This is a genomic window from Bifidobacterium myosotis (assembly GCF_002259745.1).
GTDB classification, from domain to species: domain Bacteria; phylum Actinomycetota; class Actinomycetes; order Actinomycetales; family Bifidobacteriaceae; genus Bifidobacterium; species Bifidobacterium myosotis.
The window spans coordinates 147,584-163,221 of record NZ_MWWW01000002.1; the positions used below are offsets into that span (position 1 = coordinate 147,584).

11 protein-coding genes are annotated in these 15,638 nt (G+C 65.2%); 10 read left to right on the forward strand and 1 reads right to left on the reverse strand.

Going from position 1 to position 15,638, the window contains the following annotated elements:
- Positions 1–112: 112 nt before the first annotated feature.
- Positions 113–3,133: an ATP-dependent DNA helicase RecG gene (locus tag BMYO_RS00750; protein WP_094666688.1), complete on the forward strand. Its 3,021-nt coding sequence runs from the start codon at positions 113–115 to the stop codon at positions 3,131–3,133.
- Positions 3,134–3,532: 399 nt separating this feature from the next.
- Complete coding sequence (rsmD, locus tag BMYO_RS00755; RefSeq protein ID WP_233427957.1) at positions 3,533–4,183, forward strand: 16S rRNA (guanine(966)-N(2))-methyltransferase RsmD; 651 nt, start codon at positions 3,533–3,535, stop codon at positions 4,181–4,183.
- Between the two features lie 23 nt (positions 4,184–4,206).
- Here the strand turns inward: rsmD and trmD are convergent, their stop codons facing one another.
- Complete coding sequence (gene trmD / locus BMYO_RS00760; protein WP_094666689.1) at positions 4,207–5,124, reverse strand: tRNA (guanosine(37)-N1)-methyltransferase TrmD; 918 nt, start codon at positions 5,122–5,124, stop codon at positions 4,207–4,209.
- Between the two features lie 73 nt (positions 5,125–5,197).
- Between trmD and BMYO_RS00765 the strand changes: the two genes are divergently transcribed.
- The 8 genes from BMYO_RS00765 to BMYO_RS00800 all read left to right on the forward strand — a co-directional run bounded on the left by BMYO_RS00765 (position 5,198) and on the right by BMYO_RS00800 (position 15,561).
- Positions 5,198–6,826 (forward strand): peptidase U32 family protein, encoded by a 1,629-nt coding sequence (locus BMYO_RS00765; protein ID WP_169834000.1) that lies wholly within the window; start codon positions 5,198–5,200, stop codon positions 6,824–6,826.
- Between the two features lie 14 nt (positions 6,827–6,840).
- The gene (locus BMYO_RS00770) at positions 6,841–7,839 is read left to right on the forward strand and encodes a purine nucleoside phosphorylase YfiH/LACC1 family protein (protein WP_094666691.1); all 999 of its coding nucleotides are present in this window, start codon (positions 6,841–6,843) and stop codon (positions 7,837–7,839) included.
- A gap of 317 nt (positions 7,840–8,156) precedes the next feature.
- Positions 8,157–8,987, forward strand: coding sequence for an IspD/TarI family cytidylyltransferase (locus BMYO_RS00775; protein WP_094666692.1), 831 nt, complete (start codon positions 8,157–8,159; stop codon positions 8,985–8,987).
- A gap of 150 nt (positions 8,988–9,137) precedes the next feature.
- Entirely contained in the window at positions 9,138–9,815 is a 678-nt protein-coding gene (locus tag BMYO_RS00780; RefSeq protein ID WP_094666693.1) for a pyroglutamyl-peptidase I, read from the forward strand.
- 182 nt (positions 9,816–9,997) lie between these two features.
- Entirely contained in the window at positions 9,998–11,497 is a 1,500-nt protein-coding gene (locus BMYO_RS00785; protein ID WP_094666694.1) for a cell division protein, read from the forward strand.
- A 177-nt stretch (positions 11,498–11,674) separates the two neighbouring features.
- Positions 11,675–13,021, forward strand: a complete 1,347-nt coding sequence (locus tag BMYO_RS00790) for a C1 family peptidase (RefSeq protein WP_094666695.1) — start codon at positions 11,675–11,677, stop codon at positions 13,019–13,021.
- A 221-nt stretch (positions 13,022–13,242) separates the two neighbouring features.
- A complete protein-coding gene (locus BMYO_RS00795) occupies positions 13,243–14,373 on the forward strand; it encodes a 3-deoxy-7-phosphoheptulonate synthase (protein WP_094666696.1) in 1,131 nt (376 codons plus the stop codon).
- Between the two features lie 120 nt (positions 14,374–14,493).
- The gene (locus BMYO_RS00800) at positions 14,494–15,561 is read left to right on the forward strand and encodes an AAA family ATPase (RefSeq protein ID WP_094666796.1); all 1,068 of its coding nucleotides are present in this window, start codon (positions 14,494–14,496) and stop codon (positions 15,559–15,561) included.
- The last annotated feature ends 77 nt before the right edge of the window (positions 15,562–15,638 follow it).

Here is a 15,638-nt window from a genome sequence, read left to right on the forward strand (position 1 = left end):
ACGGACGCTTGGAAGGTGCCATACGTCCGATTGTGGTCGGGATTCGGCAAAAACGTGCGGCGAGGAAGCCAACTGAGGCGGGATTGCGGCGCTCGCCATACAATGGTGCCCTATGAGCATCACCATGGACACCGCCCTTGCCGCGCTGATCACCAACAAGCGCCGGGTCTCCGCGCTCAAATCGCTGGGTGTGGTCACTGTGGGTGATGCGCTCACCTATTATCCGTTCCGCGTCACCGATCCCGTGCCGCTGCGGGCCATTCGTGAGGCGCGGATCGGTCAGACCATGGCCTTCGCCGCGACGATTCGCGATTTGCGCGTGGTGCCGATGAACGCGCGGCGTGGGTACCGGCTCGAAGCCACCGTGGACGACGCGGATTTCGCCCGGTCGCGTCGTGTCGCCGGCGGTCTGGCACGCCTCACCTTCTTCTCCTACCGCAAGTCCTATGTGGATTGGGTGAGCATGCGATTGCGCGCCGGCTCGGTCGTGGTCATCTCCGGGATGCCCGGCGAATACATGGGACAGCTTCAGTTCACGCATCCCGACATTCTCACCGTGGCGCCCACGATGCGGTCCGTCGCTGCCGGACGTGCCGTCAGCGGCGTAATGGCTCCGGGGCAAGATGAGTTCGCGGTGGCCGAAGGATTGGTTCCGGCTGCGGGCCCTGTTGCCGCTGGGCCGGCTCCGGACGGCGGTCCGGTCCCCACTGGTCTGCCGACCGGTCAATTGCCTGCTCAGCCGAACGGACAAGCGAGGCGGTCCATCCACGAGTCGCCCTCCCCGGCGCTCAAATACGACGCCGACACCGTAGGCGAGGGACTTGCGCGAGTCTGCCGCCCGCGACCCGTCTACCACGCCAGCTCGCGCATCTCCTCCGAGCATATCCATGAGACGATCCTGAACCTGTTGTGGATGATGGGAGTGCGTGGTTCCGCGGCCGGCTCCGATTCCAGCGAATCCGGACTCGTCGCCCCCTCCACCGAGGTCATCGCCATTCAGCCGGGAGAGTCTGCGTCCGCGCAGACCGCCGTTGCCGGTCAGGCCGCCGATTCGGTCGCCGGGTCCGCCGTCGCGTCGTCCGGCGCCATACCTGACATTCTGCCTGAAGACATCCGCGTGGCCAAAGGGCTGATGCACCGCGCCGAGGCGTTTCTTGCCATCCACGATCCGAGCACCAAGCACCGGTTCGATCATGCCATCGAGACTTTGCGCTATGAGGAGGCCTTCGTCTCCCAGACCTCGCTGGTGAGGGCCCGCCTGCATGCCCATAAATCCTCGGCGCATCCATGTCCGCTGAATGTCGTCAGCGCTGTCGCCGGAGCGGTTGGTGTTGGTGCCGCCGCTGTCGCCGTCGGATCGAGGAACGTTCCGGTTGATTCAGTTGACGCCGATGCGGGTTCTGGCACTGCGGACGGGATTGGCGCCGGCGCCGCCATCCGGTCCGCGAACGCATCGCCTGATACGCCAGCCCTGAACCTGCGCGACCGATTCATCGCCTCGCTGCCGTTCACTCTCACCAACGGTCAGCGGCAGGTTGTGAACGACATCGCTTCCGACCTTGCCCGCGACTGGCCCATGCAACGGCTACTGCAAGGCGAAGTGGGCTCCGGCAAGACCGTGGTGGCGCTTGCCGCCATGCTGCAGGCCGTGGGCGCCGGGTATCAGGCGGTGCTGGTGGCGCCGACCCAGGTGCTCGCGGAACAGCATTACGAGACGATTCGAGCCATGCTGGCGCGTTTGCGTGATGCCGATGCGGTTGTTGCGGGTATCTCGGAGGCTGTGGGTGCCGCGAATGCCGCGAAAACCACGGGCATCGCGGACGCATCAGGCCCCCGATCCGATTCGGGAGTCACGGACACTGCGGGGAAGTCCGCGAGTGTTCCGGCGACCCCGGCCGTACCCGTCACCCTGCTGACCGGTGGCATGAAGCTCGCCGCACGACGCAAAGCGCTCGCCGAAGCGGCGTCGGGCGCGCCGGGCATCATCGTGGCGACCCATGCGGCGTTCTCCAAAACCTTCCAGGCCCCGCATCTGGCGCTGGTGGTCATCGACGAACAGCACCGTTTCGGCGTGGAACAACGCGAAAGCCTCAACGCCAAATCGGACGACGGCACCACGCCGCATCTGCTCGTGATGACGGCCACACCCATCCCACGCACCGCCGCCATGACGTGGTTCGGCGATCTCGACATCTCCTGGCTCACCGAGCTGCCGGGCGGGCGCAAACCGATTCGCACCGTGGTAGTCAACGAGACGGACGCCAACACGATGGGTCGCATGTTCGCCCACATCCGTGCGCGCATCGATGCGGGCGAACGGGCGTACATCGTCTGCCCTCGCATCGATATGGAGGAGAGCGGCGACGGTTCGGCCGAAGGCGCTTCGCACGCCGGCTCCGAGGCCGGTGGCACGTCCGCGCGCGCCTCGCGTTCGTCGCGTGGCCGCGGGCGGGCCGGGGAGGTCGGCATCGAGGACCCCTATGAGACCTTCGACGACAATGGCGAGACGGTGGCGCGTCCGCCGTTGCATTCGGTGGAGGAAATCGCCGGGCGGCTCCAGAAGCTGCCGCAATTCGCCGGCATCCGCTTCGCCACGCTGACGGGCCGGGACAAGGACGACGTCAAAACGCAGGTCATGGCCGATTTCGTCAATGGTGCGACCCCGGTGTTGGTGTCCACCACCGTGATCGAGGTGGGGGTGGACGTCAAGCAGGCCAGCTGTATCGTCATCTTCGACGCCGATCGGTACGGGCTGTCCCAGTTGCACCAGCTGCGCGGGCGTGTGGGACGTGGGGGCACCAATTCGTGGGCGTTCCTGATTTCCCGCGCCGAGCCCGGTTCGACGGCCGAGCAGCGGCTCGAAGTGATTCATCATTCCCTGGACGGCGCGGAGATCGCCCAAGCCGACCTGGAATTCCGCGGAGCCGGTGATGTGCTGGGCGATGCGCAATCCGGCGGCAAATCGAGTCTCAAACTGCTGCGCGTGGTCAAGGATGCCGATATGATCGCCGACGCCCGTGCTCGAGCCGAACGTCTGCTGGCTGCCGACCCCGATTTGGCGGGCGAGGTCCAGTTGGCGGGGGCCGTGCTTGATTTCACCCGGGGCAACGAGACGTTCCTGACCTCCAGCTGACGGTCTTCCGAGGGTCTTTTGAGGGTCTTCTGGGGTGTGCGCCTACGATTTGCCCACTGGGATTAGGCTTTCTCGTCTGCAAGGGGTAGGTACACCGGTTGCGCGGAAAGCTATATCCGTTGCAAGGGGTAGGTGCTCAAGTAGACAGAGCCGGGAAACAGCGCAACGGCGTTGCGATGGCACGGCCGATACTCGCGGTTTGGCGCGCGAGGTACCCCTTGCAACGCAGATAGCTCCGGGGCGAAGGGGAAAAGTACCCCTTGCAAGGCAGATAGGTGGCGGATGGGCCTGACGAGTGACGAAGGTCACGGGCGATATGCCATGAGCGGTCGATGATGTTGTGCGCACCGATGATGTTCTGAGCGCCGACGATGCCGGGCAGCCGCTAGGCTGGTACGCATGCGCGTAATTTCTGGACGATTCAAAGGTGTGGCGCTCGCCACCCCCAAAACCGGCACCCGTCCCACCACGGACCGCACCAAGGAAGCCATCTTCTCCCATCTCGACTCGTGGGGTGTGCTGGACGACGCCCGCGTGCTGGATCTCTTCGCCGGCACGGGCGCGCTCGGCATCGAGGCGTTGAGCCGCGGGGCGCGGGAGCTGGTGGCTGTGGAATCCTCCAGACCGGCCGCGGCTCTCATCACCAAGACGCTGGCCCAATTGCAGCGGAACCGTTCGTGGACCACTGACCTGAAGGCCCGCGTATTGGCCAAAAAGGCGGAAGCCGTGGCAGGCGGATTCGGCGAGCCGTTCGATCTCATCATGATCGATCCGCCGTATGCCTATGAGACCGAGTCCTGCAACCAGTTGCTCGCCGATTTGGCCGCAGGCAGCGCCACCAACGACCATACGGTGATTATGCTGGAGCGATCGGTCCGCTCGGACGCCCCAACCGCGCCCGAAGGTTGGGAGATCACCGAAAGCCGCAACTACGGCGAAACGGCCGTGTTCTACATCGAGCCGATTGTCGAGGACGACGAGGACGGAGAAAGCGACGCGGACGGCGCGGGCGACAAGAACAATGAGAACGGTGAAGGAGACCGAAGGTAAGGAATACGCCCTGTTACATCAGGTCAGTCGGCCAACCGGCGCGGATGGGTGGCGGAGACCTCCCACCCCAGTGACATCAGGGTCTTACGGTCGGCCTTGTCCAACGCCTTGCAGTCCAGCGCCTCGATGAGGTCCGGGCGGATTTCGGCGGTGCGGGCCAGCGCCTCGTCGCGGCGGAAGCGATCCACCTTGCCGTGGTCGCCGGAAAGCAGCACCTCCGGGACCGCTAGGCCGCGCCACACGGCGGGTTTCGTATATTGCCGGTGCTCGAGTAACGCGCCCTCGCCGGTGTAGGATTCCTCCACAATCGAGTCGGGATTGCCCATGAACCCCGGCATCAGACGGGTGATGGCCTCCACCATCACGGAAACGGCCACTTCGCCGCCGTTGAGCACGTAGTCGCCGATCGAGTATTCGCGTACGTCGATGCCCTGCGCGCGGTAATAGTCGGGGATACGCGCGTCATACCCCTCGTAGCGTCCGCACCCGAACAGCAGGTGTCCGGCATGGCTGAGCTCGGTGGCGTCGCTCTGGGTGAACAGCGGTGCGGAGGGGTTCGGGAAGATGAGCACCGGGGCATCGCTCGCCGGAATGGTGGCTGGTTGTGACATAGAGGAGGACGTTTCCGCCGGTTCCCATCCAGGTTCCGGACCGGATTGTGGGGTAACCGCGTCCGTTTCGCCGTTGCCTCCGGCACACACGTCGGGCGTATTCAACCCGAGCAGCTCATCGAGGCATTCAGCCCAGACCTCGGGCTTCATCACCATGCCCGCGCCGCCGCCCACCGGCGTATCGTCCACCGAATGATGCACGTCATGGGTCCAGTCGCGCAGGTTGTGCGCCTTGACCTCCAACAGGCCCTTCGCCTGCGCCTTGCCCATCAGACTCAGCCCGAACACGTCGAAATACTCGGGGAACACGCTCACGATATCGATCTTCATGCGCTCCAGCCTAACGGTAGGCCCGCCCGCATTACACGCCCATCACTACACTATTGCGATGATGAATACGACGATGAACCTCCCCACACGAAAGAAGCCCGAGGTGCTGGCCCCGGCCGGCAACCTGCGCGGCCTCAAGACGGCCGTGGACTACGGCGCCGACGCGGTCTACTGCGGCGGCAAGGCCTTCGGCATGCGCTCGGCCCCCAGGAACCTGAGCCTCGAGGACTTCGAGGAGGGTTCGCGCTACGCCCACGAGCACGGCGCCCGCGTATACGTGACCTGCAACGTGCTCCCGCGCAACAACGAGATCGAAGCCATGCGCGAGTATGTCGGCCAGCTCAAGGACACCGGCGTGGACGCACTGATCGTCTCGGATATCGGCGTGATGCTCATGGCCCGGCAGGTGGCCCCGAACCTCGAACTGCATGTGTCCACCCAGGCGGGCGTGACCAACTATCAGGCCGCTAACGCCTTCTACGAGCTTGGTGCCCGTCGTGTGGTGCTGGCCCGCGAGATGGACCTGCAGGCCGTGCGCGACATCCGCGCCAACATCCCCGACGACCTCGACATCGAGTGCTTCGTCCACGGTGCCATGTGCATGGCCTTCTCCGGCCGCTGCCTGTTCTCCAACTATCTCACCGGCCGCGACGGCAACCATGGCGAATGCGCCCAGCCGTGCCGCTGGAAGTACTCGATCGTGGAGGAGAAGCGCCCCGGCCAGTACTTCCCGATCGAGCAGACCGAGAACGGCGCCTACCTGTTCAACTCGCAGGACATGAACATGCTCGAGCATCTGGACGACCTCATCGACTCCGGCGCCACGAGCCTCAAGATCGAGGGGCGCGCGAAAAGCGCGTACTACATCGCCGCAATGACCAACGCCTACAAGACCGCGGTCAACGAGTACATGGTCCAGCGCGGCTTCGAATCCGCGGACGGCACGGTGCTCAAGCCCTTCCATGACCGGGTGATTCGCCCGACCGACCCCGACTACGCCGAGGCGACCGCCGAGTTCGGTCAGGATCAGGTGACGCGCAATGCGGATAAGGCTTTCGCCGGAGTGGCGGATGACGGTTACGAGCGTCCTGGCGTTGCATCGGCTGGCCGGCCGACTTCAGCCGGAACCGAGGAAGGAACCGAGGAGTCAGTCCGCTCGCAGTCCGGACTATTGGCTGAGCCCGATGACCTGAGCTACCACGCCCGTTCCACCCGACGCAAGTCCAACACGGCCGCCGAAGCCATCGAAACCGACTGGCAGCATGCGGCTGTTCGCCCGGCGCCGCACGTCAGCCTGCCCGAATGGCTGATCGAGGAGCCCGACAAGGTGGCGCACCGCGACTACTCCACCGGCTTCTACTACCCGGAGCACAAGGTCACGCAGAACACCGACCGCTCCGCCTACTTCCGTTCATGGATGGTGGTGGGCGAGGTGCTGAGCTGGAGCGCCGATGAAGGCGGCCGCGTCACCCTGATGAGCCGCAACAAGATCGAGCCCGGCCAGCACGTCGAGTTCCTATTGCCGGGCGCGCAGCCGCTGGCCTACACCGTGCCGGACAGCGGTCTGAGGGACGCGGACGGCGTGCCGGTGCCCGCCATCAACAACCCCGCGCACGTCTTCTCGATGCCGTGCCCGCATCCGGTGCCGATCAACGCCGCCATCCGCTCGCGCACCAAGCGCCCCACCCTCAAGGCCGAATAGGAAGGACCAGCGACATGGCCGAATACAGTGATGAGATTCTCGACTCCAACGCGATCAGCTCCACCGATCCGGAGGGCCGCCCGATTCCGGTGACCATCCCCATCGCCCTTGCGCCGGGCGTCACCGTGGTCTATACCACCCGTCTCGGAGGCCTCAGCACCGGCGACTACGGCAACCTCAATCTCGGCGGCAAAGCGGGCGACGACCCGCAGGCCGTGCGTTCCAACCGCATGGCCCTCGAGGAGGCCGTCGGCGCGCCGCTGTCGCTCGTCTCCCAAGTGCACTCCGCCGTGGCGGTGGACATCGATGAGACCTACGAATCCAACGCGCCGTTTGGTTTTGACGCCTCGGGCACCAAGGATGATGAGGACGGCGAGGCAGCCCCGTCCGCCGTTACGGTGCTGGAGGCGGACGGTCAGGTCACCTCCCAGACGGGCATCGCGCTGGGCATGTTCGCCGCCGATTGTCTGCCGGTGCTCATGGCCGATCCGGTCGCCGGCATCATCGGCGCGGCGCACTGCGGCCGCCGAGGCCTCGAACGCGGGGTGATCGGTTCGACTGTCGAGCTGATGACAGACAAGGGCGCCGACCCTGCCCGCATCATCGCCACGCTTGGCCCGCGCATCTGCGGCGACTGCTACGAGGTGGGCGACGAGATCGCCGACTCGTTCGTCAAGCGCTTCCCCCTGACCAAGACCGAGACCCGTTTCGGCGGGGCGGGCATCGACATCGCCGAGGCCGCGATGATTGATCTGGCCTTCGCCGGCGTGCATCAGGTCGTCGATTCCATGCCGCGCGTACACGCCGCCACCGAATACCTGGAAGAGGACGTGGAGCTCGCCGAACTGTGCCGCACGGATGGCGAGGGGCCGGCTTCGCTGGCGGAACGCATCGGCGCAATCGAACACAGCATGTGCACGCTTGAAAACCCGCTGTGGTACTCCCACCGCCGCGCCGTGCTCGCAGGCAAGACCCACGAGGGGCGCATGCTCGCCCTGATCGTGCGCTCCTGAGGCACCTCGATACGGCCAGACTCCCCGATACAGCCGAGATTTCCGCAGTGCTCTTCCGATGGCAGACGGTTCGCGGTCGAGTGCCATCGGCGATTGGCCGGCGGCGCGGCGTGCTCGGATACGGCGTGCCTGAATACGGTCGTTCGGCGCCTGCAATCGCTGATCGGTCAAGGAAATTCCGTGCAGAATGGTGTGGGCTTGCTCACACCATTCGAGGGCACGTTCTACGGTGAGGCATTATGACGCAGAGAGAATCAGAGACTTCCGCATCGTTGGCGACTTCGTTGGACGCTTCCGAGGCGACTCCGCAGACGCCTATGGTGCAATCGGAGCCGTCGCCGGTCCTGCCGGCACAGCATGTGCCGGTGGTGGCCGTGGTGCTTGCGGCCGGATTCGGCACCCGGTTCGACCCGGACAACCCCAAGCAGCTCGTCTCCGTGGGCGGCAAGCCCATCGTGTGCTGGAGCATCGAAGCGTTCGAGCGCTGCCCGCGCGTGAGCGACATCGTGGTGGTGGTCAACGCCAAGGTGCGTGACACGGTCGAGTCGCTCATCGGGGAATACGGCTACAGCAAGGTCCGCGTCGTGATCGACGGCGGCGCCGAACGCGTGGACAGTACCGCTGCGGCGCTCGACACGCTTGCGGCCGCCGGCATTCCCGACGATGCCAAGATCCTCATCCATGATGCCGTCCGTCCGTTCGTGGCGCAGTCCGCCATCGATGGGTCCATTGACGCGCTCGACCAGTTCAAGGCCGCCACCGTGGCATACGCCTCCACCGACACCATCCTGCTTACGCAGGATCTGGGCGATCTCAAGGTGATCCGTTCGGTGCCGGACCGCGCGGACTCCTACCGTGCGCAGACCCCGCAGTCGTTCCGCTTCTCCACGATTCGTCACGCCTACGAGCTGGCGGCCGCCGACCCGGACTTCCATCCCACCGACGACACGCGAGTGGTGGTGGACTACCTGCCGGATGAACCGGTTGCCATCGTGGGCGGCTCGGAGACCAACCTCAAGATCACCACGCTGGCGGACATCCCCACCGCCGAGCGTATCGCCGAGGACCTGCTCGGCCGCGATCCCAAGGAGGAGGCCCGTGCCCGCATGCATGCCCTGCTCGCCCAAGCCGCCGGCCAGCTGCGCTAGCATGCCGCGTCGGAGGGGTGCCCGGCCCCTTGTCTTCGGCCTCCTGACAAGAGGAGTCGCACTATAATCAGCGAACTTCCGGCGCGGACGCCGGGCGATGCCTGGTGCCGCATACTGGCCTCCCGCGCCGGAGCCGCTAGACTGGAAGCTATGCGTGAACTCAATGTGGTGATGTCCGGATTCGACCATTACGACGGTGTGGAGGTTAATCCGGCCTACGAAGTGCCCACGGCCCTGGCCGCCCAAGGGTTGGGCGACCCGTCCGGTCCGGATGATTCGCTCGGCAGTGTCGAGGTGACCATCCATGCCGTGAGCCTTCCGGTGAGCTTCGCCAAGGCGTGGCCCACGCTGCTCGAGGCGATTGAGGCCGTCCATCCCGACATCGTCATCGCCACGGGCCTCAAGCATGCGGCACGCAGCGTGATGCTCGAGCGGTGCGCCACGAACCTCATGGACGCGGCCCGGCCGGACGCCGACAACGTGATTCCGCGCCGTGAGCCCATCGACCCGGACGGCCCGGCCGCCTACTGGACGCGCTTGCCCCTGCGCTCCATCCTCAAGGACTTCACCATCGACTCGATTCCCGCGACCCTGAGCTCGGACGCCGGCACTTTCGTGTGTAACTCGCTGTTCTACAACCTGCTCAACTGGATGTCCACGCAGGACCGCGTGCTCGGCGGATTCGTGAGCTTCCCGCTCGTCGGCCCGGCCCATTCCAGCCAGCACGGACTGCCGCTGGACCAGCAGATCGCCGCCGGCCGCGACGTGGTACGCGAGACGGTGCGCTACTACCTCAAGCCCTCCAACGCCGACATCCTCATCGCCTGACGCATCGTCTGAAAAACTAGGAAACGCCGGTCCGTCACCGGGGTCGTGGGCGGGGAATAGAACACGGTTCGCACGCATTGTAACGATTGCACAACGCATGGCGCGGTACAGCTCCACTATGCGCTACAGTGCATGAGTACGCGCCAAGGGGCGCATGTGTTGGGCGAAAGGAACATACAGCCATGGTGGATCGTTTCCCGGTGGTGCTGCGAGGATATGACAAGGAAAAGGTGGATGCGGCGTTCGACGCCACCCAGGAGAGCCTGAACCGGGCCCAGCAGACGCTGGCCAGCATGCGCGAGCAGATCGCGGCGGACGACGACCGCATCCTGCAGCTGCAGGCGCAGCTTCAGGAGGAGAAGAACAAGAAGCCCGAAGGCAACACCTTCGCATCCCTCGGTGCGAACGCCCAGCAGATGCTCGCCTCCGCCGAACAGACCAGCGCCGAGCTGCTCGAACGCGCCAAGCAGGACGCTTCGTCCACCCGCATCAGCGCTCAGGCTCAGGCCGAGACGCTGATCAACAATGCCAAGCTGGATGCCAAGCACATCGTGGATGACGCCAACGCCAAGGCCACCTCCATCCTGCAAAACGCCACCAATCAGGCCAAGTCGGTCACCACTTCCGCCAACGAGGACGCCGCCCAGCTGCGCGACCGCACCGCCAAGGACGTCGCCGAGCAGCGCCAGACCGTGGAGCTCGAGCTGAGCAACGCCCGCGAGGAGCACAACAAGAAGCTCGCCTCCGAGCGTTCCACGCAGGAACGCGAGATCGCGGACATGAAGGCGGAGGCCACGCGCAAGGTTGCCGAGCTGCGTAAGAGCGCCAACGACGAGATCGCCAAGCTCAAGTCCGATTCCAACGACCAGATCGAGGCCGCCCTCGCCGAGGCCAACAAGAAGCTCGCCGATGTGCGCGAACAGGTCTCCAAGATGATGACCGAGGCCCAGCGCAAGGCCAGCGAGATCACCGACACGGCCAAGGCCAAGGCGCAGGAGATCACCGATGAGGCCGAGGTGAGCCGCACCACGACGATGAGTCAGGTCAACGCCGAGGTGGAGCAGATCCGTAAGGACATCGCCGCCCAGCAGGACGAGGCCACGAAGAAGGTCAATGAGCTGCTGGCGCATCTCGAGGAGAGCCGCGCGGCCGCCAAGAAGGAGGCGGACGAGCTGGTCAGCCAGGCCAAGACCACGCGCGAGGAGGCGGATACGTATGCCGCAGCCAAGCGTCAGGAGGCCGACGAGCAGGCGGCGCAGATCGTGCGCAAGGCCGGCGAGGACGCGGATGCCCAGGTCGAGGAGCGTCGTGCGGCAGCCCAGAGCGAGCTGGATGGCCTGTCCAAGCACATCACCGAGCTGCAGCAGCGCGAGGCGGCCATCACCCAGCGTGTGTCCGAGCTCAAGGCGATGTTCTCCCAGGCGTTCGCCGGCTTTGCGTTCGGAGGCCCTGCCGCTCAGCCCGCGTCCCAGCCGGCTCCGCAGGACCAATCGCAGCCCGGTCAGACGGACGAGCCGGTCGCTCCCGTGCCGCTGCCCGTCGTCAATCCGGTGCCCGGCGAAGCGGACGCGCCGACCGAGGTCGAAGCCGATGCCGAGGCTTCGCACTCCCAGCACGGTGAGCATGAGTTCGAAGAGGGCGAAGAGCCCACTCAGGCCATTCCCCAGAACCAGAACCACTGATTCCGTCGGGGTCACGGTTGCGGATTTCAACGGTCGCTGCACTGGTGGCCTCTGCCGGCGGCGAATGACAAGCCGTCGATTAGACTACTAACGGCAAGATGCGGCACCTGAGCCTTCGGGCCAGGTGCCGCATGCGTTTTTCGTGCCACAAGCACGCAATCCGAAGAAGGAGCAGACATGAGTGAATTGACGCCTCTGTCCGGCGAAGCGCTGGACGCACTGCGTGGCGAATTCGACGCCGACGGCACCAGCCGCCTGGCCATGAACGCGGTGACCGCCGCCGGCATCGAGAAGGTGGCCCGCAACTACGATCGCGCCCGCCTGCTGCAGCGCCGCTTCTCCACCACCGTGGACAACGGCGAGGCCACCCATCAGGACCGTTCCGGTCGTTGCTGGCTGTTCAGCTCGTTGAACGTGGCACGCTTCATCGCCAAGAAGAACATGAACCTCAAGGAGTTCGAGTTCTCCCAGAACTACGCGATGTACTACGACAAGCTCGAGCGCGTCAACTACTTCCTCAAGGATGTGGCCGCGCTGGTGGCCGCAGGCGAGCCCTCCGACTCCCGCCTGATGCAGCACCTGCTCGCCGACGTCATGGGCGACGGTGGCCAGTGGACCATGGCCATGAACGTGTACAAGAAGTACGGCGCCGTGCCGAAGGACCTGTTCCCGGAGACCGAATCCTCCAAGAACACCGGTGCGATGAACAACCAGCTGCGTCACATGCTGCACACCGCCGTGGCCCACCTGTATGCGGCCGCCGGCGATCAGGCCAAGACGGACGAGATCATCGCCGACGCCACCGCCGCAGGCCACCGCATCCTCACCATCCACCTTGGCGAACCGCCGGTCTCCTTCGACTGGGAGTGGACCGACGCCGATGGCGAGTTCCATCGTGACGGCGAGATCACGCCGGTCGAGTTCTGGAAGAAGTATGTGGGTCCTGCCGGCCTCGAGGACTACGTGTGCCTCGTGGACGACCCGCGCGCCGAGCACGCCAAGGGCAAGAAGATCGGCATCGAGCATCTGGGCAACGTGGCCGGCGGCGACCCGACCGAATACCTCAACGTGCCGAACCAGTTCATGAAGGACTGCGTGCGCACGATCCTGGTCGAGCAGGGCATCCCGGTGTGGTTCGGCGCCGACTGCGGCCCGTTCATGGACCGTGAGAACGGCGCGTGGGCCACCGACCTGTTCGAGTATGGCAAGGTCTACGACGTGGACTTCGACCTCGACAAGGAGGCCCGCGTGCGCTTCGGCGACTCCGCGATGAATCACGCCATGGCCTTCGCCGGCGTGGATGTGGCCGATGACGGCACCACCACCCGTCGCTGGCGCGTGGAGAACTCCTGGGGCGCCAAGATCGCCGACAAGGGCTACTTCACCATGTCCGACGACTGGTTCACCGAGTACGTCTACGAGGTCGCCGTCCCGAAGTCCATGCTCCCCGCCGAATACCAGGCCGCCCTAGAAGAGCCCGCCACCATGCTCCCCGCGTGGGATCCGATGGGCGCGCTTGCGTGATTCCGACGTAGCCGGAATCACGCAAGCGCGCCTGAGCCGACGCGCCGTTAAGTGGAAAGCCCGGTGGGCTTTCCACAGGCGCGGTTCGGGGCCACCAGCCCATCCATCCCCGCCCGACCGCGTCCACCAACCGGTCGGGCTTTTCCATATCCATCCGTCCACAGGTAGACTTACGCCTTTGTATGCCTATCGATGCGTCAATACAGGAGAGGAGAGTCGGCATGGCAGCACTTCGTGGTCCGGATAGTTCCGAGGACGAACGTCGTTTGGGGGAGCAGGCCGTCTTTCCCGAGACGGTCGATATCAACATCCGTCAGCTCGACCCCATTCCCGCACCCCGTGCGTTCCTCAAGGAGCAGCCGCTCACCGATGCGATGAGCGAGCTGGTGCTGCACTCGCGTCAGGAGATTCGCGACGTACTCAACGGCCGCGACGACCGTCTGCTCGTCATCGTGGGCCCCTGCTCGATCCATGATCCCAAGGCCGCACATGAGTACGCCGAGAAACTGGCCGCGGTCAAGCGCGAGCTGGAGGACCGCCTCGTCATCGTGATGCGCGTGTACTTCGAGAAGCCGCGCACCACCATCGGTTGGAAGGGCCTGATCAACGACCCCGATTTGGACGGCCGCTTCAACATCCGCAAGGGCATGTGGCTTGCGCGCAGGGTCCTCACCGATGTGCTGAGCCTCGGCCTGCCCATCGCCACCGAATGGCTCGACCCGATCACCCCGCAGTACATCTGCGACGCGATCAGCTGGGGCGCCATCGGCGCGCGCAACACCGAATCCCAGGTGCATCGCGAGCTGGCCAGCGGTCTGTCCATGCCGGTGGGCTTCAAGAACTCCACCGACGGTTCCATCAAGGCCGCCGCCGACTCCTGCTTCACCGCCGGATTCGAGCATCATTTCCTGTCCATTAACCTTGACGGTCGCGTGATTTCCGCCGAGACCCGTGGCAACCCGGACTGCCATCTGGTGTTGCGCGGTTCGAGCTCCGGCCCGAACTACGATGCCGAGTCCGTGCGCAAGGCACTTGAGGCGCTTAAGGCGTCCAAGGCATCCGGCCCCAGCGAGCACGGTCTGGTCATCGATGCCGCTCATGGCAACTGCGGCAAGAACGAGGTGCGCGAGGCCGAGGTGGTCGAGGAGATCGCCGCCCGTCTGGCCGAGGGCGAAGAGGGCATAACCGGCGTCATGATGGAAAGCTTCCTCGTGGGCGGCCATCAGAAGCCCGCGCCGCTCGATCAGCTGGTGTACGGCCAGTCCGTGACCGACTCCTGCATTCCATGGGAGCGCACCAACGAGTTGCTGCATACTCTGGCCGACGCCGTCACTGCCCGTCGCGCCCGCTGACGCCGCGACCGTATCCACAGCGGCGGCGAAGTAATATCGCTGGTAGCGAGGACGTTGTGAGTCGCACGACGCCGCACGTACACTGGGTAATGGATTGAAGTCGCTATGAAAGAGGACGTCATGAACGACGCATCCGTTCGCCCGTTTGCAACGCCGCCATCGTTTACGCCGCCGTCCGGATCATCGGCAAGCTCGTTTGCATCCGGCGGCTTGGCCAGCTCATCCCATGCTGCCGATGCGGTGGATGCTGCCGATCCGTCGACTCTCGTCCGTCTCGCTGAAGCGCTGGAGCGTTCCCTTTCCTGTTCGCGTGAGATTATCGATCTGGTGGTCACCACGTTCGCGGCGGGCGGTCATCTGCTGCTCGAGGATGTGCCGGGCGTCGGCAAAACCACACTCGCCCGAGCCATGGGACAGGCCATCGGCGGCGAATCGCACCGCATCCAGTTCACTCCGGACCTGCTGCCCAGCGATTTGACCGGCGTCAGCATCTACTCGCAGGACACCCACGACTTCGAGTTCCATCCCGGACCGCTGTTCGCCAACATCGTCATCGCCGACGAGATCAACCGAGCCAATCCCAAGACCCAATCCGCCATGCTCGAAGCCATGAGCGAAGGGCAGATCAGCGTGGATGGCATCACCCATGTGTTGCCGGACCCGTATTTCGTCATCGCCACCCAGAACCCGATTGAGCTTGAAGGCACGTACCCGTTGCCCGAAGCCCAGCTCGACCGGTTCATGTCCTGCACCAGTTTCGGCTACCCGTCGGCCGAAGCGGAATCCGCAATGCTCACCTCCGCGGACTGGTCCCGTCCGCTGGACCGTGTGCGCCAGATCTGCACGGGCGACGAGACGACGGCCATTCGCGCCGCCGTCCGCAAAGTCGCGCTCGCCAAGCCGGTGGCCGATTACGTGGTGTCCCTGATTCGCGCCACCCGTTCCCATGACGGCATCCGGTACGGTGCGTCGCCTCGCGCCAGCCTGCATCTGGCCGCGATGGGCCGCGCGCGTGCCTTCATCAAAGGGCGTGACTATGTGTTGCCCGATGACGTGCAATCGTTGGCAGTCCCGGTGCTCGCCCACCGGCTCGTTCTGGAGGATGCGGGGTACGGCTCGTCCTCCCTTGACCGCGCGCGCGGGCTCATCGCCGATATCGTGGCGTCCACACCGGTTCCTCGGGTGTGATGATGCGGCGTGCAAGGCACGGCGGGCCGCGCGGGAGAGCGGCTACGCGGGATTCGGAACATCGAACGCTGCGGCCT